This window comes from Cytophagales bacterium (assembly GCA_033344775.1).
In the GTDB taxonomy this organism is placed as follows: domain Bacteria; phylum Bacteroidota; class Bacteroidia; order Cytophagales; family Cyclobacteriaceae; genus JAWPMT01.
The window spans coordinates 274,558-297,450 of sequence record JAWPMT010000007.1 but is presented as its reverse complement, the minus strand read 5'-3'; the positions used below and the strand labels follow the sequence as shown (position 1 = coordinate 297,450).

Genomic DNA, 22,893 nt, shown 5'->3' with positions numbered 1-22,893 from the left:
GTAAACCGCCAAGTCATGAGAAATAAATTGCTGATTGGACTTATACTCTTTATTGGTTTACAAGCCAATGCCCAAAAAAGTGAGGTCTTATCGGTGACCACCAAAGACCGGATCTTTGAGGGCATTATTGACGATAATTACCCGATCACCATGTACCTGAAAGTGGTGAAACGTTCGGTTAACAGTGGTTATGTCCAATCCGTGGCTGGATGGTACTTCTACAATAAAGTAGGCACCTCAATACCACTGGCTGGCTTGATCGGTCCGGGTGTCCATCTTGTGGTATCCGAAGACCCGGAGGTATTAAAAGGCATCCAAAACTTTGAATATGTAGCGAATGGAGACACCATGCTCCTGGATAATCGTGTGAGTTCAGTGGTCGATAATATGGCATTGATAAAAAACATGATGGAACGGTTTACAATGGATTATGATGGGGATAAGATTTTGGGCACCTGGCAGAGCAACGACAAAAACCTTAAGATCGAGTTGTTTGCGGATGAATACCGAGTAGCGGATACCCGAAACTATTTGAGACACCCTAATGGGGAATATTTCGATCTGAGTTATCTCGGTTTTCCGGATTGGGCATCCATTGAAGTGGAAGCCAGTGCCAATAATGGCAGAAATGTTATTCTGGACTGCTATTTTCAAGCTAACCTCAATTACATGGGAAGGTGTGGCGCCGCAGAAAACAAAGGAAAAGTTGGCCTGATTTTCAATGAAAAGTACGAGTTGGTAAAATCCTCATTTGTCATTTTCGAAGATTGCTACCGGGATATTTATACATTCAACGAGGAACAGATCTCAGAGACTGTTACTAAATATGAAATCGAACATTTCGAGAACTCTGATGATCCGCAATACGTCTATTGTACGGTCGATCTGGAAAAGGCTACTCTCAGGAAGGAGTAGCGGTCCACTTTAAGCCAAATCCGCTATATTTAGAGATACTACTTTGTCAATAAAATAAGTAAAAATCAGTCGGCAGATTGAGCCACGTTGAAATCAGCTCAAAAACACATTTCGATAGCCTCAATGTGACACTTCGTTTATTACGAGCAAAGTAGGATGATATTCATAACCTGACTAACCCATCGTGAACGATTTTAAGACTCCACTGGAAGCCCTTAACTATTGGCTTGAAAAAGACCCCAATTTCATTTTCTTACGACAGCCCGTCAATCGGAAAATTATAGAATATACCCGTCAAGAGGTCTTTGATCAGGCATGCAAAATCGCTGCAGCACTTCAACTGCAAGGACTGAAAAAGGGAGATCATGTAGCCATCATATCCAAGAATTGTGCGCATTGGTTCATGGCAGACCTGGCCATCATGATGGGCGGTTTTGTCTCTATTCCTTTGTACCCTACCCTGGACAAAGAGACAATTAACAGCATTCTTATTCATAGTGAATCCAAAGCAGTGATTATTGGCAAACTTGATGACTACTCGCAGCAAAAAGCAGGAGTCCCCGAGGAGCTTATCCGAGTCGGCATCAATCTTTATGGAATTGATGAACAACACAGCTGGGAGGAACTTCAAAAAGCAGATTACCCGGATTTTACTCCACATGAATTGGATCCAGAGGCATTGATCACCATCATGTATACCTCTGGAACTACGGGTGACCCCAAAGGAGTGATGCATCTGGTCAAGTCATTCAATCGCGTTTCATCGATCGCTTTCCCCGCCTTGAAACAGACATACAATAAGAAATACTTTTCCTACCTGCCCCTCTCCCATATCGCCGAACGGATCGGGGGTGAAATGGGCTCCATTTACAGTGGAGGCTGTGTGAGTTTTGCTGAATCACTGGATACTTTCGGTGAAGACCTTGCCTCGGTGAATCCCGACTATTTCGGTGGTGTCCCTCGAATTTATCAGAAGTTCCAGGAAAAAGTCCTTGAGAAATTTCCTCAGAAAAAACTGGACCGACTTATTTCATTGCCCCTACTTGGGAACATCATCAAGAAAAAAATCCGGCAAAAAATGGGATTGGATAATGCCCAGCAGTGCTACATTGGGGCCGCTCCGAGTGCCGTCAGCATGTTGGAATGGTTCGATAAGATTGGGATCAATATCCTTCAAGGATACGGCATGACGGAAGATAGTATCCTTTCACATTTCAATGTAGTAGGGTCCAATAAATTTGGTACAGTCGGTCGACCGTTCCCAGGTGTTGATAGTCGGATATCAGAAGAAGGTGAAGTGCAAATCAGCAATGGATGCCTCATGGTTGGCTACTACAAGAATCCTGAAAAAACCGCTGAAATGTTCACCGAAGATGGATTCATGAGAACAGGCGACATAGGGGAATTCGATGACGATGGATACCTGACGATTACAGGCCGTGTAAAGGATCAATTCAAGACGGATAAGGGCAAGTATGTGATCCCTGCACAAATAGAATTGCACTACTACAAAAACACCGATATCGAACAAATCTGTGTTGTGGGTGTAGGTCTTGCTCAACCTATTGCCCTGATCGTCCCATCAGAAGCTGGGTTGGGTAAATCAAAAAGTGATTTGGAAACCTCGATCATGTCAACCGTCGATGAGATCAACCCTTCTCTAATGGCGCATGAAAAGGTGGCCAAAGCCGTGATCATGAAAGAAGCATGGACGATTGAAAATGGTCTGATGACCCCTTCTTTGAAAATACGCAGACCCAAAGTAGAGGCTCTTCATCAGGACAAGTATTTAAACTGGTACCAGCGAGAAGAAAGGTGCGTTCATGAATAAGCACTTCTTCAATATGCGTGGCTGACTATTCCAGTCAAAAAAAATGTATCACCTCCTTCTAAAATATTCAAAGGTCGTATCGGTTACTTTTTTGGTACTATTCGTATAAATAATTGAACCATTTATATTTTTAGCGATGATCAATTTACTCAAAACGAACTTTTCCAAAGAGATCAGAAGCATTAGAAATCTGGTCAAAATTGCTTTCTCAAATGGCAAAATCAGTCAGGAAGAATTAACACTCCTCAACTCAGAACTGGATTATCTCCACGTTTCTCCGAACAAGGAGCTTGATGAAAAACGCTTGCGTCTGAACGCTGATATCACGAGTGATCGCTTCTTTCAATATCAAGTGATCTACGATCTCACGTCTCAAATGATGGGGCAAAGTGGCTTATCTCAAAAGAAAGAGAAAATCCTCAAAGCACTGATGAGTGTCTTCGAGAAAAGTACACAACGCATCAATGAGCTGGTCAGCTTTGTTCAATACAACATCCGATCCGGCTACTCACTGGAAGATTCCTTTGATCGATTAGGGTATCAGATGTACTTGAATCGTCGGGCTTGTTCCTAATTGAGGCTAATGTCTAAACTGCAAGGCCTTATCAATCTCCTTCGTTTCCAAAACAACTAATCTGATCGTCGAAGAGGTATCCTTGCCGGACGCCCGGACTTTTTTCGGCTCCTTCCGGATTTTAAGTCGAAAAAAACCCTCGCCGGGCGTCCGGCCCGACGATCTAATTAATCCTCAAAAGCCTCTGTAAGTATCAGCGGCTTGCCTTCCAGGGTTTTGTGCACCGGGCAACGATCGGCAATTTCAATCAATCGCTTTCGTTGCTCGTGTGTCAGATCACCTTCCAGTTTGATCATCCTTTTGATCTGATCAATCTTTCCTCCCGGCTGCTCACTGGCCTCTCCATCTTCCAAATGGACCTTATCATGGGTCAATCTTACCTCCACTTCATCCAAACTTATGCCTTTATAATTGGCATACATCTTTAAGGTCATCGTGGTACAAGTTCCTAAAGCAGCAAGCAAATATCCGTAAGGTGAGGGTCCCAAATCCTTGCCGCCTACACTCTGAGGTTCGTCTGCCAGCATTTTGTGAGTTCCTGCCATGATCTCAGTAGTATAACCATCATCGCCCAATCGCGCCCAAACTTCCCCCTCCGGAGCTAACTCTTCTTCATGATCGGGCACAATGTATCGTGTCGCCCAATTGGCCGCCACCGTACCTACATAACGTGCATCTTTCTCATCAGAAAGCAAATGATCTGCTCCATCAAGGGTCACAAAACTCTTCGGGTGTTCGGCTTTGGTGTAGATCTCCGTCGCATTCTCCAATCCCACAATCGTGTCCTGGGGCGAATGCATGATCAGGAGTGCCTTGCCTAATTTTCGAATAGGGTCATGAGAATCGTTGGCGTGCAAATCATCCAAAAACTGTTTTTTGATATTGAAAGGTCGTCCGCCAATATTGACCTGTGCTTCTCCTTTTTCAACGATTTCTTCCTCTCCTTTCGCCAGTAGATGTTTCACGTGAATGGGATTAGAAGGAGCCCCTACCGTGACAATCGCGCGGACTTTCTCCAACTGACCTCCCAAGTGTAGCACTGCAGCTCCCCCCAGCGAATGTCCAATCAGGATTTGCGGAGCGCTATATTCTTTTTCCAAATACTCATAAGCGCAAGTCAGATCACTCAGATTCGATGAGAAATTGGAATCAGCAAAATCTCCTCCACTTTGCCCAAGACCAGTGAAATCAAATCGAAGCACGGCGATCCCTTCCTGAGTTAATGCTCTGCTGAGGTGATCTACCGCCAGTAAGTTTTTCGAACAGGTAAAACAATGGGCGAAAATGGCATACGCTTTGGGATGGCCCAGTACTGGAAAATCCAGTCTACCGGAAAGTTGATGGCCTTCTTCGCTCCTAAAGGTGATTTTTTTCGATTTCATTATCTATAAATTTCTGCAGATGGTCGATCAATTGGGAAACCATCTTGATTTATTACCGACTTTACATGTAAATTGGATTAGCTAAAGTGTGCCAATCCTTTTTTCAACAAGTTATACGGATCATATTAAAAACATGCGCTTCCTCTCTTTGATAGTTTTTGCCTTTTGTCTGCAAACTGCCACTTGCCAGAGTTTGCATTATGATGCGGTACGCAAAGAGAAAGTCATTGGAGGAATGGACATTGTGATCAAAAAACACAATGATGAACGAATTTATGATGTGAGAAGCAACATGGAGTTCAGAGTTCTTGTCTCATTGAAAGTGATTTTCGAGAATACAGAAACTTTCAAAAACGGAATTTTGCAGACAGGCTCCGTGGCCAATAAGATGATCGGCTTCAAGGAAAACGAAGCACACATTGAAAAAACACCTGATAAATATCATTTGTGGATCAATGGCACCCCAGAACCGATTGATGATCAGGAAATCACTTACACAGTATCTCAGATCTATACCCAGGAACCCAAAGACGGTCAAAAGGTATTTTCTCAGTATTACGGTACGTACTTCACTTTTGAAAAGACTGGCGAACACGAATACAAGTACACTTCCTCGGAAGGAGACAACCACTACACTTATCTGAATGGCATCTGTACAGATGTGAAAGTTGAGCGTGATTTTGCGACGATCTATTTCAAATTGAAACCTGAAAGCCTGGCTGCCGTGAAAAAGAATGCATCCCAATTTCAGAACAATGATTAGTACCCTGAAAAAACTCGCCCTTCCTGTAGTCCTATTACTCAGTTTTGTTTTCCTGTTGTTCCTGATCAATCAGGTTTCAGGAATTTATTTAATGGCCTCCGAACTAAATCCCATCTTCGGAAAAGTCGTACTGGGCTTACTATCAGTGATCAGTCTAATTTTGATTGCAAGTCCTTTTGTGGTCTTCATGAAGCTACCCAAGCCGATGAAACGGCCTGAGAATGAACAAGAACTTATTACCTATAAAAAAAAACTACTCAAGCGGCTTCAAAAAAATCAATTTCTACTCGGGAGAAACGCTATTCCTTCGCATGTCGATAAGCTCCCAGAAGTCATTAAGCTATTAGATGAAGAAGCCGATCGATTGATTAAAAGCACCTCAAAAACCATTTTCCTGGCTACTGCCATTTCTCAAAATGGCAAGCTGGATGCCTTGACGGTATTTCTAAGTCAGATGAGACTAGTTTGGAAAGTGGCTCATGTCTACTATCAAAGACCTTCAGCTAAGGAGTTGCTTTACTTATACGGAAATGTCGGAACTACAGCTTTTTTGGCAGGTCAAATTGAGGACATTGATTTGGCTGAGCACCTGGAACCTATCGTTACCTCCATTGCCAAAAATGTAGGCAGTAGAAGCGTTCCAGTATTAGGGCCGACAACCACCATCATTCTCGATTCATTGATGGAAGGCACAACGAATGCTTTTTTGTCCCTGCGTGTGGGAATTCTTTCTAAAAAGTATTGCAATCAATTAACTGTATCAACAAAACGCGAGATCCGTTCCAGCACGTTGAAGGAAGCTTCGAAATTGCTGCGAAAAATCGCCGTAGAGTCTTCGGGCACGATTATAAGTACCATCATTGATGCAACCAAAAAGGCCGGTATTGAAACACTGAAAAACAGCTGGGATGGCGTAGTAAAAACTGGCGGAAAGGTGAAAGATACCGTAGTGGATGTATCTAAAAAGGTGAATCTATTTAAGAAAAAGGGAGAAAAACAAGCGGAAGCTGAACAGGTCAGTCCGTCAACAAGTCAGGCTCAGTACGAGGAGGAAGCTCGAAGAGAATAGTATTTTACTGCAAAAGTATTAGCGAGATTCTAAGCCGCTTCCAGGCATTACAAATGTCAATAATCCTTCGCACACATTGCAAATGTGTGCGAACTAGCGCTTCGACCGGCACGATGGTTATTACTGCTTAAAGAAAGAGTCTACGAACTCCATCTTGTTGAAGACTTGCAAGTCATTGACTTGCTCTCCAACTCCGATGTATTTGACAGGGATCTTGAATTGATCGGAAATACCTATTACGACTCCTCCTTTGGCGGTTCCATCCAGTTTGGTGATCGCCAGTGCTGTCACGTCCGTCGCTTTGGTAAATTCCTTGGCCTGAATAAAGGCATTTTGCCCCGTGCTTCCATCTAAAACAAGCAACACATCGTTCGGAGGTTCGTTGGTTACTTTTTCTACCACCTTTTTGATCTTGGTGAGCTCATTCATCAGGTTTACTTTGGTGTGCAAACGTCCTGCGGTATCGATGATGATAACATCCGCATTATCTTCTACACCTTGTTTGACCGTTTCGAAAGCTACTGATGCAGGGTCGGTATTCATGCCTTTGGAAACCACTTTAACACCCACACGCTCGCCCCACATGATTAGCTGATCTACGGCTGCGGCACGGAAAGTATCTGCTGCACCTAGTACCACGGTTTTACCTATGGCTTTCATCTGAGCCGCCAGTTTTCCGATGGTGGTCGTTTTACCTACACCATTCACACCCACCACCATGATCACATATGGCCCCTGTACTTTAGGTACATCAAAATCCTGAAGGTCCTCGGTGTTGTTTTCAGATAGCAAAGACGCTATTTCTTCCCGAAGAATTTTGTTGAGTTCGCCCGTATTCAGGTATTTATCTTTCGCCACCCGAGCCTCTATCCTATCGATGATTTTAACGGTGGTTTCCACCCCTACATCGGAGGTAATGAGGATTTCTTCCAATTCATCCAATACCTCATCATCCACTCGCGACTTACCAACAACTGCTTTGCTGAGTTTGGTCAAAAAAGAACTTTTGGACTTCTCGAGTCCTTTATCCAAAGAGGCTTTTTTCTCTTTCGAGAACATTCCTAAAAAGCTCATAGCAATTGGCAGGTTATTAGAATCGCTGGCAAAATTACCTAATTTTTAAACTAACGTTTGCGATAGGATTTAGGGTTCCTTTTTTGGTGAATTTGGGACAAGATTCGGTGATTTTAAGATTTCTACGCGTCGAATCAAGATTTTGAAAATCCCCCGGTCTGCGACCACCCCCTTTAAAGGGGGAATCACAACTACAATAAACGAAGACAACTAGAATTGCCGCCATAATTACCAACACCAAGACATAAAAAAAGGGCACCCATATGGATACCCTTTTCCAGGTTGATTTTAATTCTTAATTATTGTTTCTTGATCTTGATCGTACGGCTCTCATCGCCATTGATCACTCGCAAGAAGTACATTCCTGGAGCCAAGCGGCTTACATCCAGGTCAACTTCTGCGGTATCCTTGATCAATACTCTTCCTGATACGTCCATCAATCGAACGGCCGCAGCTTCCGGCAGATTCTTGATGTTAAGGATGCTCTGAACAGGGTTAGGATATACTACTACATCTTCCAGTTCGAACCCATCCACTTCATCCTCCACAGGAACATTGAAACCAGTTGCTTCATTGCTACCATTGTGAACGATCGTGGTACCAGCTGCATTACAACCAGAAATCACCACATCATCAATGTAGACATAGTCGCTATTGCCAGAAGCGTCACAACGGAATCTCACTCTTGTGTTGGTTGTGAAAGGACCAGCAATGGTCACGGACTCGGTGTAGAAGTTGTTATTCACAAATTCAGCCCCAGCAGCCCAGGTTTCGACAGTAGTATATGTAGATCCACCGTTGGTAGAAATCTGCAACCAGAAATCCTCATTGGTTTCCATACTTCGTGGGTAGTATCCGAAATCAACCGTCAAGTCATCAAACGTTGAAAGATCAATGTTATCGGTAGTCATTGTAGAAGTAGACGTATTGTCTCTCAATCGAATACAGTAAGACCCTGTGGTAGCATAAGCCTGATCGTTGATGCTTCTTCTAGCATCGGACCCACCATCGTTCCAGATGCCCCAGCCACCTTCGAATCCTTCAGAATTCACAGTAGCAGGAGTACATCCACCAGCACTAGCAGTCGTCACATTGATCGAAGTAGTACCAGAAACATTTCCTGCAGCATCGTAAGCCTGAACACCAGCACTGTAAGTCGTATTTGCCACCAATCCAGTAATGGAAGCAGCAGTACCGGTTACGGTTCCGATGTTAGATCCGTTGATAAATACATTGTATCCGGTTACGCCAACATTATCCGAAGAAGCCGTCCAGCTAAGATCGAAGCTAGTTTGTGCAACATTGGAAGATGTCAGGTTCGTAGGATCGGTAGGTGCTTGTGTATCACCACCGCCGCCACCAGCGGAAACGCCAAGGTCATCAATAGCGATATCACTAGACCATCCGTTTCCGGTAGTTCCGGTAATTCTCAGTTTCACTGTTCCTCCAACATAGCTTGCCAAATCAATGTTTGCACTATTCCACTGATTCCCTTGATCTCCAGTTTGAGTAAATAGCGTCGTATAGTTGGAATCATCAGTAGTAGCTGAAACAGTCAACGTACCTACTGCAGTACCCCACATATGATATTGGAAATCAAAACTTGCAGAAGTTTCGCCAGAAAGATCGAAACAAGGGCTTTCCAAAATAGCCGTAGCATTATTACCAATCTGTCCAGCAGAACCATTGGTAGAAGCTTCAAGGAAAAGATAGAAAGATCCTTCCGCAGCAGAAGTTGGTCCAGTTCCACTTGAAGGTGTATTGGTAGAAGTTCGGTACCAGTTACCATCATCTCCACCAAGCTGTGTCCAGCCATCTCCACTTTCAAATCCTTCTCCGTAAGGGAAAGAAGCAACCGTAGAAGTACAGCTAATCGCTCCAGGAGCAGCAGTAGTTACACTTCCAGTCAATTGTCCTGAAACATTTCCAGCAGCATCGGTTGCTTCAACCGCCACATTGTAGCTAGTAGAAGCAGAAAGTCCTGAGAAGCTGAAGCTTGTAGAAGCGGTGCTTCCGCTGAATGCGCCATTCAGGTAAACATTGTAACCAGTCACACCGATGTTATCAGTAGATGCAGTCCAACTGATGTCAAATCCTGTTTCAGTAACATTAGATGAAGCCAGATTTGTTGGAGTGGTAGGCGCTTCTGTATCAGGTGCAGCACCACTGAAAGGGAATCCTGTGTAAGAACCTCGCCCATGCGTGATCACCATGACCTGACCATCACTCGCTCTGTACTGTAACATGTCGCATCGTACATTGGCCAATCCTACGTTAGTTGCTCCCCAATCAGGAGAAGAAACATTCACATTATCTGTAGACCAAACGCCAACTTCTGTCGCTAGCAATACTTCATTGGTATTATTAGGGTTGTAAATACCCCATCGTACCGGTACATCTGGTAAGTTACCTTCTCTGTTGGTCCAGGTAGAACCTCCATTTCTGGTTTCCCAAACAGAAGTCAATCCATAGTTAGCATACGTGATCAGGATCTGGTTTTCACTTGTTCCTAAATCGATGCTAGAGATATAACCATTGCTAGGAATAGCAGAAGTACTGATTTGAGTTACCGTTGGTGAGTTGGTGTGGGCATTATCAATTCTGTAAACAGCCGATCCACCTGCACCACGGTTTGTACCTGTTGCCATGAATACTCTGTTCGCGGTATAAGGCGAAGCTTTAAACGCAGAAGCCGTTCTTCCACCCAAGCTTACAGAATTCAAGAATGCTCCGATACCAGCAGCACTACCCGTTAAATTATCTAGATAGATGTACTGATCGGCGTTTGCAGCGGAGTAAAGTACTTTGGCATTGTCATCATACTCGGTAGGGTTAATGAATCGTCCGTAAGTCTGGTTAGACAAGATGGTTGAGAATGAGCTACCATTATTAGTAGATCGATAATAACTGTTGTACACATAAGCAGTGAACTGATAATTACCGTTGGCTTGGTCTATATGACAGTAAGCACCGTCACCACCAGTCACCTCAGTAGTAGAGTTGATACCCGCTGTGCTGTATCGGTGAGAACCATTATCCTGCGCACCTGCCAACATGATGTTGCTGCCAGATTCCGCTCTTTGGTCTCCACCGTAGAACTGCGTTACGTTGTAGCCATTGTTTCTTGCAACGAAGCTAGGATTAGAAGCGCTTCCTACATTGGAAGAGTAGAATACACCTCCATCATTACCGAAGATTGCTGCATCGGTATCAGTAGGACTCCACATCATTGCGTGCTGATCCGCATGAACATAAGTATCACAAGCGCCAGTCCAGTAAGAAACCAGCCCCCAGCTGCTACCACCATTGGTGGTTTTGTAAATGTCGATACCACCTACTAAAGCAACGTTAGGATTGGTTGGGCTTACAGACATGATCAGATCATACCATGCTTGTCCACGCGCAAAATCATTGGATCCAGAAAGCGTACAGCTTTGCTCAGTGTATTGAGGTACAGTGATAGCTGACCAGCTGCTACCACCATTGGTAGTTCGGTACATCCACGCAATGGCTGTATTGTTAGACGCTACAGCATAAACCGTATTGGGATCTGAAGGCGCAATCGCCAATTCGATACGCTCTCCACCAGAAGCAGGAGTTACTGTAGACCAGCTTACCCCGTCATTGGTCGATTTTCTAACTACACCTGTAGTGAAAATACCTTCGGAAGCCCATACATCACCATTTGAAGCTACTTCAATATCCGCATAACGTCCTGTAAAAAGCTGGCTCCAGCTGGCTCCATCGTTAGTAGATCTGAAAAGACCTTCTTGGGTTGCGGCAATCACAGTTCCTGAAGGGGTTACCACCACTTTCTGTACATAGTGGAAATCAGAACCAGTCGTACTGGAAAGCTGTGTCCAGCTTGATCCACCATTCGTAGATTTCCAGATACCTGCACCTCTGATCGCATCTGCGTTGAAGAATCCTTCACCCGTACCTACGTAGAAAGTATTGGTGTTCGTTGGATCATAAGCAATCGTTGTAACGGCAATATTGGCCCAGAAATCATCGACATTTTGCCAAACTGAAGAAGCAGAAGTAATATCATTGTTGGACCATAGCCCACCACCAACACCACCAGCCCAGACTTTTCGGCTCGTACCATCATTGGGATCAAACATGATCGCTCGGGTACGTCCACCGACATTGTCAGGACCTCTTTCTGTCCAGGTTACACCGGGAAGAGCTTGTGCCTGGAAATTTTTCTTCACTTCCTTAAACGCCTGAAGTGCTCGTTCTACCGGCACTTCATTGGTACTTGGATCTCTTGTCATGTCAAAATTTTGCATGACAGCCAGATCTGGTCGGTCGTATTTAGGAAGTGAATTGATTTCCTCTACGGTTGATCCCTGATATTTGGTTCTCTGCTCCTCGAGCGTCAAACCTCTGTCCTCTTGGAAAGGATTCAGGAACAACACGGATAAGGTTAAAGTTGCGACCAACGCAAAAGACATACGTCTCCACGCTTTTCGCGGAAAGTTAAAATGTTCCATGTTATAAAAAAGGTTGAATTTGAGTAACCGTAATACTAGGGAAAACTTCCGTTCATCAAAAAAATATGCATAAAAAAATACCCATTTTATAATTAACTGTTTTGGATTGAAATTTGCTATTGTTAGTCTATTCCTCTCCTTAATAACCGTTTTGTAACGAAACTGACATACTTAATTTCAAGAAAGCGAGAAAATCTGAAATTTTATTGGGCACAAAAAAAGTCACACATTTCTGCGTGACTCCTGAACTTTTTGTGGTTCGAGTTGGTTACTTGCGGCTCAATACTTCTTTGACCTCACCTTCCGTTACCATCTCCTCCTTGAAAGTGTAAGCGCCAGTTTTTTCAGAACGGATTGCTCTGATCACTTTGGCATACTTTACACCATCTTTACTCTTAAGCGTTGCAACTACTTTCTTTGCCATGACTTATTTAATTTCTTTGTGAACAGTGTACTTCCTAAGGATAGGATTATATTTCTTCAACTCCAATCTCTCAGGAGTGTTTTTTCTATTCTTCGTAGAGATGTATCGGGAAGTTCCAGGCATTCCTGAATCCTTGTGTTCCGTACACTCTAGAATTACCTGAACTCTATTTCCTTTCTTCGCCATTTTTTTCTACTTGAAATTTTTGGGAAGGCAAAATTAGGGAAACTCTTGAAAACACACAAGAATTATTCATCTAATCCTGGTAATATGAATTGATCTAATATACTAGGCTGTTTCATCAACGCCTCAATCTCCTCACTTTTGCGTGGAGCCCGGTCCGATAGCAACTCATAACCATCAGAGGTGATCAATATATCATCCTCTATTCTGACGGCAATTCCCCACCACTTTTTCGCACATTCACTTCCTTCGGGAATATAAATGCCCGGCTCGATGGTGATCACCATGTTTTCCTCCATTTGATCATAATTCCCTTTGTCGTGCACATCCAAACCTATGTGATGTGATAAACCATGTGGGTAATACAAATGATACTCTTTCTCACTGGAAATAATTCCTAACTCAACCAGGCCTTTATTGATGATGGTCTTGGACAAGGCAGTGATCTCTCGAAAAGACGCTCCGGGTTTACACATTTTAATCGCTTCATCCTGCGACTTGTAAACCAGATCATAAATCAGCTTTTGTTCCTTAGAGAACTTTCCACTAACGGGAATCGTACGCGTCACATCCGCGGTATATCCATGATATTCCGCACCCAGATCCATTAAGATCAATTCATCATTGCTAATGTTTGGCTTGTAATTTTCAACGTAATGCAAAATGCAGCCATTATGCCCGGCCCCAACGATGGATGGATAACCTTCATATTCAGCCCCATACTTCTTAAAGACAAATTCATGGATACCTTGAATCTCTCTTTCTCCCATACCTGGCTTCATGGCTTTCATCACCTCTACCTGACCTACGGTAGAAATATTTACCGCCTTTCTCAGAAGATCCAGTTCTTCAGGAGTTTTGATCCCGCGAAGGTCTTTCATGATCTGATCCAATGTCCGGGTATCCAAATTGGTCACCACACCTTCGATATCCAGGGAAATCTCAGTAGGGTAACTGGCCTTTTCTTTGAACCAGGAAATCAGATCATATAGATCACCTTCTGTACCAGTGTCTCTGACATCATTCTTAAAATCATAAAACAACACCTTATCAAATTGTGAAAAGTCGACATTGTATGCTTTGAAGGTGCGATTGACGTAGACGTCTTTGATCTCCAACTTGGTCTTCACACCTTCCACTCCCAATCTTCGGCCATCCCACATTTCCCTGAGTTCGTTGCGTGGCTGCGCAAAAAGTATCTCATCATATGTGCCATTAGGGCCTTCCTGCTTTTCTTTGAAGATCAACAGCACACCATGTGGCTCTCGGTAGCCAGTGAGGTAATAATAATTAGGGTCCTGATGATAGACGTAATCCACATCATTGGCACGGTTTCGAACCGGATTGGCAAAAATGACTGACACGGAATTGGGAGGCATTTTTTCTCGCACCAGATCTCTTCGCTCTTTATGAAAGTCTGTACTTAAAAAATCATCGGGCTCGTCCTGAGCGACCAATAAAACAGGAAGCATCCAAAAAAGCATTCCGAGTATGCTGTTGTGTCGTCGCATGATCAAACTAGGTTTTGTCTGGCACGATAATAAGCAATCCCTTCGGAAAGAACGACTCCTATTATCCAGATGGCATTCATCTTTAAGTCAATGGGACATTAAAGGCCGATCAAGGAACCAGTTGAAATTTGGACATAAAAAAAGCCCTCTTTCGGAGGGCTTCACTTATTTCTTCAAGGTCTGTTAGACCAGGGTATTTCCGTTTGCTCTTGCTTTTTTCAAGACAGAGGTGATGCCATTCTTATTGATGGTTCTCAACACCTGCGTAGAAACTTTCAAAGTGACCCATTTGTCCTCTTCTGGAATATAGAATCTCTTTGTCTGAAGATTTGGATAAAATCTTCGCTTCGTCTTGTTGTTTGCGTGAGAAACGTTGTTCCCTACTCTTGGTCTCTTACCTGAAATCTGACAAACTTTTGACATGTTCAAATGGTCTTTTGAAAAACGGAGTGCAAATATCGTAAAAATCCAATGAAAGACAAGTGTGGATGCAGATTTTGCTAAAGAAATGAAATTAATGGCATTCCAATCTCTATGTTTTGCAGATACACCATCAATTTCAGCCCTAAAAATGCACTTAAAGACGACTTAAACTTCATTACCCCTGCATCGGAGTGAAAAAGAATTCCTCCTTGATCACCTTACCATCTTTTACCTGATACAGGCATATCTCTTCCATATTTACCCTCGGGCCATCCTTAAAGGTAACATCCATGGTCATGGAGCAGGAAAAGAAATTATCAGCCACGATAGGGTCAGACACGGAAGATCCATGCGTTTCAGCAATCATTTCACCGAAAGCTTTGGCTTTTTCCGCCAACGCCTCAAATCCCTGCACCCTTTCGACCGGTGCTCCTACAGGCTCTACGCTTACAATTTCAGGGGCATACAATTCCTGAATGGCTTGTTCAAATTTTCCCTCACGGCAAAGTGCAACAAGTCTATTGGCTATTTCTTGAGTGGACATATGTTTCAATTTTTTTGATGAGAAATAGAATGGTATCGAATCAACCGGGGAAGTTATCAGCTTCCATCACCTCTTTAATCTGGTCGGTATGTCGCTGCACATGGCCGGAAAGAAAAAGGATCGTCTGATACGCGTCGATGGTGCCAAAAGGGAATTGACAATAGCGATTCCGCAGATCATCATCAGTTTTTTTCACATAGTTCAGATGTTCTTTTCTCCTTTTTTTAAAGGTTTTCAAACTACCTGAATAATCCACAAATCGATTTTGCGGCTCCGCATCCGGTCTTGTTTTCACCTTATTTTCTCTCGCCCGAATTAACCCCAGTATTTGGTCATCGCTCATTTGAACCTCATTCCTTCTGGAAGGATCAGCTTCGACAGTCAATGCCGTTTCAACCAGGCCGAATATGGTATTTTCCGTGATCGCAATGTGTTCCACGCATTCGGCGATGGACCAGGAATCTGCATCAGTCTTAAAATTCAATTGCTCAGTGGTAAGTCCTTTTACCGTCGCAAAGAGCTCACTTTGAGATTGATTGAGATGTTTGACAAGTTTGGTGCGCTCGTCTGCGCTGATTGATTGTGCGACAAGCATCGTAGCAAACAAAGTCAGCAATAGGAAGATTGGTAATCTTTTCATCATTGATAAATTTTTGATCAGTTAAAGAAGAGACGAGCGACTGACGTCATCTTGGACATCTGCCACAGAAAAAATGAAAAATTTCCTAAACCTCGGATTCTGGTACCAACTGGTAGATATCACGAAGATTTCTCCCCAGCCCATCGTAATCGAGACCAAAGCCCACCACAAAATCGTCAGGAATTTCGAAGCAACTGTAAGCCACGTCTACATGAAATTGCATGGCTTCTGGTTTTGACAAGAGCGTTGCTATCTCCACACTGGAAGGACCCATGTCTTTCAAAATAGGCAGAAATTTATGCATTGTCCTTCCTGAATCTATGATGTCCTCGATGACGATGACAGACTTACCTTTCACTGTTTCCGGATCCAGCCCCGACACTTGAACATTGCCGGTACTTTTCATTCCCTCATAAGATCGGATGTTAACAAATCCCAGGTGACATTGCCCAGTGTAGCGACTGACCAACTCTGAACCAAACATGAAGGCGCCTTTCAAAACGATTAAAAAAAGAGGCTCCGTGTCCTTATGACTTTCGTTGATCTGTTTTGAAATTGACGTGATCTGGGCAAGGATTTCCTTTTCTTCAAGAAAAACCTCAAATACTTTATCGTGCAGATGTACTGTTTCGGGCATGGTCTTAAATGATCGCTCTAAGATAGGTCACTGATGGAAGTTAAACGCTTTGTTTTCCTCTGAACCCTAAAATATTACCCCTCATCGAAGAAAAATATCAAACCGTCGGCTTTGTTAATATGTATTCAATGGATTTGAATTAACTTTCAGGTAGCCATTTGACAAATAGTTTAGACGAACATATGACAGCTTCACTTCAAACCGAACATTTGAAGCGGATCTCAGCTGATGTAAACTCATCCATGGTATCACACCTGGAATATTCGAAAGAAGAATGTAAGATGAGTATTAGATTCATCAGAGGCCGATACAAGGGTAAAACGCGTGAATACGACAATGTGATGCCCCATGAATTCTTTAGCCTGCTGAATGCGCCTTCACTCGGAAAAGCCGTGATCCACTTTTTGGAAAGCAGAAAGTCCGCCTGACATCCTTAAATCCTTTTCAACAAAATCTTATTGTACATTGATTAGTTGCCGGGTACTTTTGGTTGATATAACCTAGTTACCCGTATGAAACGTCAGTTGATACTGTTTTTTGTTGCTTCTATTTTTTCCTTCACAGCATTTGCACAGGACACACCAACCATGGATTTCGAGGAATATGATCCGGTATCCACACTGGTTGTTCCTGAAAACCCTATAAAAAAGGCCAAGTTTCCCTTCATCGATGTACACAGTCATCAGTGGAATGTAACCGTAGATCGTGTGGCTACACTCGTCAAAGAAATGGATGAGATCAACATGGGTGTGATGGTAAATCTAAGCGGACGTGGCTTTGATCGCGCGGCAGGAGACATTGGTACACAGGCCTATTTACAAGGAATGGTCAATCGCTTCAACGGAGAAGCTCCTGGAAGATTCATCGTTTTCACGAATGTGTCCTGGAAAAACGTCGGTGCTCCAGGCTGGGCGGATGAAGCCGTTCGTCAACTGGAAGAAGACGTAAAAAACGGCGCCAATGGGCTGAAGGTTTACAAGAGTCTGGGCTTAAGAAACAATGATATTAATGGCAACAGAATTGCCATAAACGATCCCCGACTTGATCCCGTATGGGCAAAATGCGGAGAATTGGGCATTCCTGTCTTGATCCACGCAGCAGACCCTAAATCCTTCTGGGATCCACATGATGAAAAAAATGAGCGTTGGTTGGAATTAAAATTGCGCCCTGGAAGAAAACGTGAAGCCAATGATCCAGCCCCTTTTGAGCAAATCATTGCAGAACAACATCATGTCTTTGAAAAGCATCCTAATACGACGTTTATCAATGCTCATATGGGCTGGATGGCTAACGACCTGGAAAAACTTGGAAAGCACCTTGACCACTTCCCGAATGTGAATGTGGGTATCGGTGCGGTGATCGCAGAGTTAGGTCGTCAACCGCGAATGGGGCATAAGTTCTTTGTGAAATATCAGGATCGCATACTCTTCGCGAAAGACGCTTATAATAAGGAAGAATTCTGGACGTACTTCCGTGTACTGGAAACAGAAGATGAGTATTTCCCCTACTACAAGAAATACCATGCATTCTGGAGGATGTACGGACTCGGATTACCGGATGAGGTACTGAAAAAAGTCTACTACAAAAATGCAATCCGCATTATTCCGAATATTGATGCTTCGGGGTTTCCGGATTGATATTTAGCTGTCACCCTTCCTGCCTTGGCGAGAACCTCACCCTTCGAGAACCTCAGGGTGACAGCTTTTACTTAAAGGCTTAATGCGCTTCTTCCTTCAATAACTCAGGGAATTTCGCTTTGAATCGATTCAAACGAGGAACAGAAACGCTTCTGACATACGGTTGATTCGGGTGCAGCATTTCATACTCCTGATGATATGCTTCCGCCACATAGAAAATCTCGAAAGGCACGACTTCTGTCACGATGGGATTCGGCCAAACCTTGGATGCAGTCAAGTCAGCAATAGCTTTTTCAGCGATCTCTTTTTCAGCATCATTGAGGTAGTAGATCATGGATCGGTATTGCGGTCCGCGATCTGGCCCTTGTCGATTCGGCGTAGTAGGATCATGAGATCCGAAGAATACTTTCACTAATGTTTCATAGGACACTACTTCAGGATCGTAGTACACTTCGACTGCCTCAGCGTGTCTGGTACCACCTGAGCTTACCAATCGGTAGCTTGGGTTTTTGATCTTTCCACCGGAATAACCAGAGATGGCTTCTTCTACTCCTTTCACTGACTGGAAGATCGCTTCCACGCACCAGAAACATCCACTGGCAAAGTACGCTTTTGAATATCCTTCCAGTTCTGCAGCCGTTTTTGGTTTTGGCTGTTGGGCCGTTCCGGAAGAACAAGCCATCAAGAAGGCCAGGGCAAAACTGGCAGAGAAGAATACGGACTTAGAAACACGCATGATCAATTAATTTTTTTCAAGTGTACGGAAGAAGCAGCTACAAGGTAGGCAAACCTCCTCACAGAATACTTGATTTAACAACCAGCGGACAGTTTTGGTTGTTTGGGGGTGGATCAATTTTAAAGCGGCTAAAGTAAATGGCACTGCAATGATTCTCATCCATGCAAGTAATGCTCCATGCTCCTCTGGTTTACCAGTGTATTTATACCAAATCTCTTGTTTAGTATAGCCTCCTGCCAAGAACTCTTGTATGATTTTGTGTAGTTCAGCGACTCAATCAAGGCCTTGCCTAAAAGGAAACTCCAATTAATACTAATACTCCACAGATTTTCGGCTTGACCCGTGAACCCGTCAGGATTGCCCTAAGCGATCCTTGATAATTCCTAATTCCGATAGTAAAGCACGCAATTTCTGATGGCGAACTTTTTCTTTTTGTCTGCTTCTCTTAATAAATTCAGCAAGCCACAAAAAGAAAAAGCCCTTCGTTAGACGAAGGGCTTTACTCTCTTAGTGAACCCGGCAGCCTGCCTCGCCGGCAAGGCGGGGATTCAAACGGAATTCAATATCTTTCTCAGCAACTCCCTTCCAGAGCCCGATTTCAAGTATTTCTCTCTTTTCCGAGCTTCATCTCTACTTTCATATTCTTCATGGTAAATCAATTCCCATGGTCTGTTTGGTTTCGTTGACCTAGATCGACCAGCGTTATGCTCAGCTAATCGTCTTTCTATATCGGAAGTTAAGCCAACATAAGTTTTGTTATGATTGAGGCTCCTTAACACATAAACAGTGTAATTCATAGTATTAGTTGTTTCGCATAAAAAAGGCTCACCCAATTGGTGAGCCTTTGTGAACCCGGCAGGATTCAAACCTGCAACCTCCAGAGCCGTAATCTGGTGCACTATTCAGTTATGCTACGGGTCCAGTATGTCATGAAAGATCCCTAAAACGAATCTCTAATGTTAATTTTTCCCAAAAAGAGAATCCGCTTTTGAACGTGTTCGTTGTAAAACGGAGTGCAAAAGTAATAATTTGTTAAATAAATCGACGTTAAAGAGCAGGTTTTAAAATTGACTCTATCTTTGGCGCTTCAAATTTGGATATGAAGATGAACAAAATCATTGGGACGGCCTTGTGCTTGTTGGTGGCTTTCTTTTCAATGGCTCAGGACAGTAGCGACAATCGATATGCGCAACCAGAATTACCTGGAAGTATCATGATCGACATTGGCATGAACTCCATGCAGAGCGCTCCTGACTTGATGGACATCAATGTATTCAATTCACGGTCTGTAGGTATTTACTATAGTCGTACCTTCAAAATGGGCAGTCGATTCACTTTTGTTCCCGCCATCGGAATTACTGCAGAAAAATGGAGATTTGACAACAATTCAAATTTTCAGCTGGATGACGACAATGTTGTAGTATTTGATACGCTGCAAAACCGAGGGGCTCTCCGAACCAATAAATTGGCCATTAACTATCTTGACATCCCTTTCGAGCTGCGGTTTTATCCCTGGAAAACCATTGGCGGCGAAGGGCTGTTCGTAGGAATTGGTGGTATCGTAGGAACCAGAATTGAATCACATACCAAAATCAAATACGATTTTGACCAGGATAGAAGAACTGAAAAACTCAGAGACACCTTCGGCATAGAACGTTTCAGATTCGGAGTTCAGGGTAGAATTGGTCTGAATGGCATTCACCTTTTCGCCAAATACTATCTGACAGATATTTTCGAGTCCGGCGCTGCACCGGGAGGAATGGCTACACCGAGTCAACTGACCTTCGGCATCAACGTCTCCGGATTCTAAAACTGAGGGGTCAGGACTGCAGGATAAATAACCCCAGCAGGCAAAACGCATAGCCAAATACCGATCCTATCCATATTTCGCGCGGGGAATGTAACCCCTGATAGAGGCGACTGGTACAAACCAGGCCTGAACACAAAATGGAGCCAATCAATGGGTAAAACAATGCCGGTGAGTTCATTACCGCCAGGTAAGTAAGTATGCCTGTAGAAGCCCAATTGGCGGCCGCATGAATACTGATCTTGAATCTTAGGGTGATGATGGACAAAATAAAAATTAGTGAAGTCACCAAAATCATCATCACGGCAAACAAAGGACCTACCCTAAATTGCGTAATAAACATGTAGGTGGTCACGCCATAGAACAGCGTGATGGTCAAAAATGGCATGAATCTCTCATCCCTGGAGGAAAGTTCCAGACTGGTGATTTTTGAAGTCAGCCGCATCATGCCCATACTTAGGCCCGGAACCAAAAAAGTTGTAATAGCTGTTGCAGCGATGAGCAGCGGGATTCGATTGGCCCCTAGCCCTCCGAAGAGTTCGGGGGCAAAAAAGTACAGCACCGTCATCAAATAGGTTGCAATCAACAAAGGATGCAGAACGGCCGAGACGACCTTCATGAAAAAATTCATATCAGAGCTCTTTTCTTAAGCGGGCTACCGGAATATTGAGCTGTTCACGGTATTTAGCCACAGTTCTGCGAGCAATATTATATCCATGACCCTTCAGTAGCTTTTCCAGTTTATCGTCAGAAAGGGGTTTCTTCTTGTCCTCTCCATCAATGATCTCTTTCAACTTGTTTTTCACCTCCCTGCTACTGACATCTTCCCCGCTATCGGTGGCAATGCCCTCTGAGAAAAAGTATTTCAAAGGAAAAATCCCAAACTCTGTTTGAATGGCCTTACTATTGGCTACTCGTGACACGGTGGAAATGTCCATGTTGATCCGGTCAGAAATATCCTTCAGGATCATCGGTCTCAACTTGCTTTCATCGCCTTCCAAAAAATAATCATACTGGAAATCAATGATGGCCTGCATCGTGTTCAATAACGTCTGTTGTCGTTGTTTGATCGCATCAATGAACCACTTGGCTGAGTCCAGCTTTTGTTTGATGAACGTGACCGTTTCTTTAAGCTTCTTATCTTTCTTATCGCCCTTGTCATACGCCTGAAGCATTTCTGAGTAGGAACGACTCACGCGTAGTTCTGGTGCATTTTTCCCATTGAGGCTTAGCTCCAACTTGCCATTGTTATTGGCCAGTTGAAAGTCTGGCATGAGGTACTGTGTTCGCACCAGTTCGTCACCACTCCCTCCCGGTTTAGGGTTGAGTTTCGTCACGATAGAGATCGCTTCTTTTAGCAAATCCTCATCGGAAATGGACAGTTTCCGGGCAATTTTGTCGTAATGCTTCTTCGAAAATTCATTAAAACAGCGATCGATGATTTCATAAGCTAGCCTGTTAACCTCTTCTTCAGGGTCTTTTCTCTCCAACTGCAGCAATAAACACTCTTGCAAGTTTCTTGCGCCTATTCCTGCTGGTTCAAAATTCTGGACTTTGTACAGTACGTCTTCAAGCTCCTCTGCATCAGTGTCCATGCCCATCGAGAAGGCCATGTCATTGGCGATGGCTTCCAATTCACGGCGTATATAGCCATCTGTATCGATACTACCGATCAGCTGCTTGCCCAACGCCCTTTCACGATCAGTTAAACGAACAAATCCCAACTGAGAAATAAGTTGTTCATGGAGTGTGGATCCTACTGAAATTGGAATTTCCCTGTCTTCTTCATCAGAGCGACCATCCCCCTGCATTTTATATCCGGAATAGTCATCGTGCAGGTAGTCCTCCAGATTGGTGTCCGCATCTACTTTTTCTTCAAACTCCTCAGGTTGGTCGTACTCTTCCTTATCTTCATTCTTACCTTCTTCCAAAGCAGGATTGATCTCTAGCTCCTCTTCCACCCTCGATTCCAGCTCGGCCGTAGGTACCTGAAGCAGTTTGATGAACTGAATCTGCTGCGGAGAGAGTTTTTGTTGAAGTGACTGAGTTAAGCTGAGTTTTTGCATATTAATTGTCCAACAATCAAAAGTATTTATTTTCTGTGAGTAAGGTTAGTTATTAAGCCAAGCCAGGCAGATTTTATAAGATAAAGGCTAACACTCCTTAGTTGATTACAAATACTAAACCAATTTTGACGAGTATACCGATAAATTGTTGCAACAAAATTTTTCTCTCTTTCAGCCAGCA

At 43.5% G+C, this 22,893-nt stretch carries 22 protein-coding genes and 1 tRNA gene; 8 read left to right on the top strand and 15 right to left on the bottom strand.

Features of this window, described 5'->3' with window-relative positions; translation table 11 throughout:
* Window positions 1-15 precede the first annotated feature (15 nt).
* From R8G66_33310 to R8G66_33300, 3 genes are all read left to right on the top strand, one after another.
* Window positions 16-915 (top strand): hypothetical protein, encoded by a 900-nt coding sequence (locus R8G66_33310; protein MDW3197304.1) that lies wholly within the window; start codon window positions 16-18, stop codon window positions 913-915.
* 184 nt (window positions 916-1,099) lie between these two features.
* Window positions 1,100-2,746, top strand: a complete 1,647-nt coding sequence (locus R8G66_33305) for an AMP-binding protein (GenBank protein MDW3197303.1) — start codon at window positions 1,100-1,102, stop codon at window positions 2,744-2,746.
* 136 nt (window positions 2,747-2,882) lie between these two features.
* Window positions 2,883-3,320, top strand: a complete 438-nt coding sequence (locus R8G66_33300; GenBank protein MDW3197302.1) for a hypothetical protein — start codon at window positions 2,883-2,885, stop codon at window positions 3,318-3,320.
* A 167-nt stretch (window positions 3,321-3,487) separates the two neighbouring features.
* On the opposite strand, the gene R8G66_33295 is transcribed toward R8G66_33300, so the two are convergent.
* Entirely contained in the window at window positions 3,488-4,702 is a 1,215-nt protein-coding gene (locus R8G66_33295) for an alpha/beta fold hydrolase (GenBank protein MDW3197301.1), read from the bottom strand.
* Between the two features lie 133 nt (window positions 4,703-4,835).
* Between R8G66_33295 and R8G66_33290 the strand changes: the two genes are divergently transcribed.
* Both R8G66_33290 and R8G66_33285 read left to right on the top strand, forming a co-directional pair.
* Window positions 4,836-5,465, top strand: coding sequence for a DUF6134 family protein (locus tag R8G66_33290; GenBank protein MDW3197300.1), 630 nt, complete (start codon window positions 4,836-4,838; stop codon window positions 5,463-5,465).
* Window positions 5,458-6,534: a DUF697 domain-containing protein gene (locus R8G66_33285; protein ID MDW3197299.1), complete on the top strand. Its 1,077-nt coding sequence runs from the start codon at window positions 5,458-5,460 to the stop codon at window positions 6,532-6,534. The genes R8G66_33290 and R8G66_33285 overlap by 8 nt, the downstream gene beginning before the upstream one ends.
* A gap of 120 nt (window positions 6,535-6,654) precedes the next feature.
* Here the strand turns inward: R8G66_33285 and ftsY are convergent, their stop codons facing one another.
* The 9 genes from ftsY to hpt all read right to left on the bottom strand — a co-directional run bounded on the left by ftsY (window position 6,655) and on the right by hpt (window position 16,466).
* Window positions 6,655-7,608 carry a signal recognition particle-docking protein FtsY gene (gene ftsY / locus R8G66_33280; GenBank protein MDW3197298.1) on the bottom strand — a complete coding sequence of 318 codons (954 nt, stop codon included), beginning with the start codon at window positions 7,606-7,608 and terminating at the stop codon, window positions 6,655-6,657.
* Window positions 7,609-7,907: 299 nt separating this feature from the next.
* Window positions 7,908-12,104: a T9SS type A sorting domain-containing protein gene (locus R8G66_33275; GenBank protein MDW3197297.1), complete on the bottom strand. Its 4,197-nt coding sequence runs from the start codon at window positions 12,102-12,104 to the stop codon at window positions 7,908-7,910.
* A gap of 268 nt (window positions 12,105-12,372) precedes the next feature.
* Window positions 12,373-12,528 (bottom strand): DUF4295 domain-containing protein, encoded by a 156-nt coding sequence (locus tag R8G66_33270; GenBank protein MDW3197296.1) that lies wholly within the window; start codon window positions 12,526-12,528, stop codon window positions 12,373-12,375.
* Between the two features lie 3 nt (window positions 12,529-12,531).
* Complete coding sequence (rpmG, locus tag R8G66_33265; protein ID MDW3197295.1) at window positions 12,532-12,714, bottom strand: 50S ribosomal protein L33; 183 nt, start codon at window positions 12,712-12,714, stop codon at window positions 12,532-12,534.
* A 62-nt stretch (window positions 12,715-12,776) separates the two neighbouring features.
* The gene (locus R8G66_33260) at window positions 12,777-14,222 is read right to left on the bottom strand and encodes an aminopeptidase P family protein (GenBank protein ID MDW3197294.1); all 1,446 of its coding nucleotides are present in this window, start codon (window positions 14,220-14,222) and stop codon (window positions 12,777-12,779) included.
* A 183-nt stretch (window positions 14,223-14,405) separates the two neighbouring features.
* Window positions 14,406-14,645: a 50S ribosomal protein L28 gene (rpmB, locus tag R8G66_33255; GenBank protein ID MDW3197293.1), complete on the bottom strand. Its 240-nt coding sequence runs from the start codon at window positions 14,643-14,645 to the stop codon at window positions 14,406-14,408.
* Between the two features lie 175 nt (window positions 14,646-14,820).
* Window positions 14,821-15,189, bottom strand: a complete 369-nt coding sequence (locus tag R8G66_33250) for a nuclear transport factor 2 family protein (protein ID MDW3197292.1) — start codon at window positions 15,187-15,189, stop codon at window positions 14,821-14,823.
* 40 nt (window positions 15,190-15,229) lie between these two features.
* Entirely contained in the window at window positions 15,230-15,832 is a 603-nt protein-coding gene (locus tag R8G66_33245; protein MDW3197291.1) for a DinB family protein, read from the bottom strand.
* Window positions 15,833-15,914: 82 nt separating this feature from the next.
* The gene (gene hpt, locus R8G66_33240) at window positions 15,915-16,466 is read right to left on the bottom strand and encodes a hypoxanthine phosphoribosyltransferase (GenBank protein ID MDW3197290.1); all 552 of its coding nucleotides are present in this window, start codon (window positions 16,464-16,466) and stop codon (window positions 15,915-15,917) included.
* Window positions 16,467-16,648: 182 nt separating this feature from the next.
* On the opposite strand from hpt, the gene R8G66_33235 reads away from it, so the two are divergent.
* Together R8G66_33235 and R8G66_33230 are read left to right on the top strand one after the other, a co-directional pair.
* Window positions 16,649-16,894, top strand: coding sequence for a KTSC domain-containing protein (locus R8G66_33235; GenBank protein MDW3197289.1), 246 nt, complete (start codon window positions 16,649-16,651; stop codon window positions 16,892-16,894).
* Window positions 16,895-16,978: 84 nt separating this feature from the next.
* The gene (locus R8G66_33230; GenBank protein MDW3197288.1) at window positions 16,979-18,103 is read left to right on the top strand and encodes an amidohydrolase family protein; all 1,125 of its coding nucleotides are present in this window, start codon (window positions 16,979-16,981) and stop codon (window positions 18,101-18,103) included.
* A 79-nt stretch (window positions 18,104-18,182) separates the two neighbouring features.
* Here R8G66_33230 and msrA read toward each other — a convergent pair whose 3' ends face one another.
* From msrA to R8G66_33215, 3 genes are all read right to left on the bottom strand, one after another.
* Window positions 18,183-18,839 (bottom strand): peptide-methionine (S)-S-oxide reductase MsrA, encoded by a 657-nt coding sequence (gene msrA / locus R8G66_33225; protein MDW3197287.1) that lies wholly within the window; start codon window positions 18,837-18,839, stop codon window positions 18,183-18,185.
* A gap of 548 nt (window positions 18,840-19,387) precedes the next feature.
* Entirely contained in the window at window positions 19,388-19,636 is a 249-nt protein-coding gene (locus tag R8G66_33220; GenBank protein MDW3197286.1) for a GIY-YIG nuclease family protein, read from the bottom strand.
* Between the two features lie 50 nt (window positions 19,637-19,686).
* Window positions 19,687-19,760: transfer RNA gene (locus R8G66_33215), tRNA-Arg, on the bottom strand.
* A 184-nt stretch (window positions 19,761-19,944) separates the two neighbouring features.
* Here R8G66_33215 and R8G66_33210 point away from each other — a divergent pair.
* Window positions 19,945-20,649, top strand: a complete 705-nt coding sequence (locus tag R8G66_33210; GenBank protein ID MDW3197285.1) for an outer membrane beta-barrel protein — start codon at window positions 19,945-19,947, stop codon at window positions 20,647-20,649.
* 10 nt (window positions 20,650-20,659) lie between these two features.
* On the opposite strand, the gene R8G66_33205 is transcribed toward R8G66_33210, so the two are convergent.
* Entirely contained in the window at window positions 20,660-21,265 is a 606-nt protein-coding gene (locus R8G66_33205) for a hypothetical protein (protein ID MDW3197284.1), read from the bottom strand.
* Window positions 21,266-21,278: 13 nt separating this feature from the next.
* On the bottom strand, window positions 21,279-22,712 hold the full coding sequence (gene rpoN / locus R8G66_33200; GenBank protein ID MDW3197283.1) for an RNA polymerase factor sigma-54: 1,434 nt from the start codon (window positions 22,710-22,712) through the stop codon (window positions 21,279-21,281).
* Between the last annotated feature and the right edge of the window lie 181 nt (window positions 22,713-22,893).

What these genes read in the sequence shown, in the direction of transcription:
- R8G66_33300 (MDW3197302.1), top strand. Translation starts at nt 2,883, where the DNA reads ATGATCAATTTACTCAAAACGAACTTTTCCAAAGAGATCAGAAGCATT.
- R8G66_33260 (MDW3197294.1), bottom strand. Translation starts at nt 14,222, where the DNA reads ATGCGACGACACAACAGCATACTCGGAATGCTTTTTTGGATGCTTCCT.
- R8G66_33310 (MDW3197304.1), top strand. Translation starts at nt 16, where the DNA reads ATGAGAAATAAATTGCTGATTGGACTTATACTCTTTATTGGTTTACAA.
- R8G66_33275 (MDW3197297.1), bottom strand. Translation starts at nt 12,104, where the DNA reads ATGGAACATTTTAACTTTCCGCGAAAAGCGTGGAGACGTATGTCTTTT.
- msrA (MDW3197287.1), bottom strand. Translation starts at nt 18,839, where the DNA reads ATGCGTGTTTCTAAGTCCGTATTCTTCTCTGCCAGTTTTGCCCTGGCC.
- R8G66_33245 (MDW3197291.1), bottom strand. Translation starts at nt 15,832, where the DNA reads ATGATGAAAAGATTACCAATCTTCCTATTGCTGACTTTGTTTGCTACG.
- R8G66_33230 (MDW3197288.1), top strand. Translation starts at nt 16,979, where the DNA reads ATGAAACGTCAGTTGATACTGTTTTTTGTTGCTTCTATTTTTTCCTTC.
- rpoN (MDW3197283.1), bottom strand. Translation starts at nt 22,712, where the DNA reads ATGCAAAAACTCAGCTTAACTCAGTCACTTCAACAAAAACTCTCTCCG.
- hpt (MDW3197290.1), bottom strand. Translation starts at nt 16,466, where the DNA reads ATGCCCGAAACAGTACATCTGCACGATAAAGTATTTGAGGTTTTTCTT.
- rpmG (MDW3197295.1), bottom strand. Translation starts at nt 12,714, where the DNA reads ATGGCGAAGAAAGGAAATAGAGTTCAGGTAATTCTAGAGTGTACGGAA.
- R8G66_33270 (MDW3197296.1), bottom strand. Translation starts at nt 12,528, where the DNA reads ATGGCAAAGAAAGTAGTTGCAACGCTTAAGAGTAAAGATGGTGTAAAG.
- R8G66_33290 (MDW3197300.1), top strand. Translation starts at nt 4,836, where the DNA reads ATGCGCTTCCTCTCTTTGATAGTTTTTGCCTTTTGTCTGCAAACTGCC.
- ftsY (MDW3197298.1), bottom strand. Translation starts at nt 7,608, where the DNA reads ATGAGCTTTTTAGGAATGTTCTCGAAAGAGAAAAAAGCCTCTTTGGAT.
- R8G66_33220 (MDW3197286.1), bottom strand. Translation starts at nt 19,636, where the DNA reads ATGAATTACACTGTTTATGTGTTAAGGAGCCTCAATCATAACAAAACT.
- R8G66_33210 (MDW3197285.1), top strand. Translation starts at nt 19,945, where the DNA reads ATGAACAAAATCATTGGGACGGCCTTGTGCTTGTTGGTGGCTTTCTTT.
- R8G66_33250 (MDW3197292.1), bottom strand. Translation starts at nt 15,189, where the DNA reads ATGTCCACTCAAGAAATAGCCAATAGACTTGTTGCACTTTGCCGTGAG.
- R8G66_33295 (MDW3197301.1), bottom strand. Translation starts at nt 4,702, where the DNA reads ATGAAATCGAAAAAAATCACCTTTAGGAGCGAAGAAGGCCATCAACTT.
- rpmB (MDW3197293.1), bottom strand. Translation starts at nt 14,645, where the DNA reads ATGTCAAAAGTTTGTCAGATTTCAGGTAAGAGACCAAGAGTAGGGAAC.
- R8G66_33235 (MDW3197289.1), top strand. Translation starts at nt 16,649, where the DNA reads ATGACAGCTTCACTTCAAACCGAACATTTGAAGCGGATCTCAGCTGAT.
- R8G66_33205 (MDW3197284.1), bottom strand. Translation starts at nt 21,265, where the DNA reads ATGAAGGTCGTCTCGGCCGTTCTGCATCCTTTGTTGATTGCAACCTAT.
- R8G66_33285 (MDW3197299.1), top strand. Translation starts at nt 5,458, where the DNA reads ATGATTAGTACCCTGAAAAAACTCGCCCTTCCTGTAGTCCTATTACTC.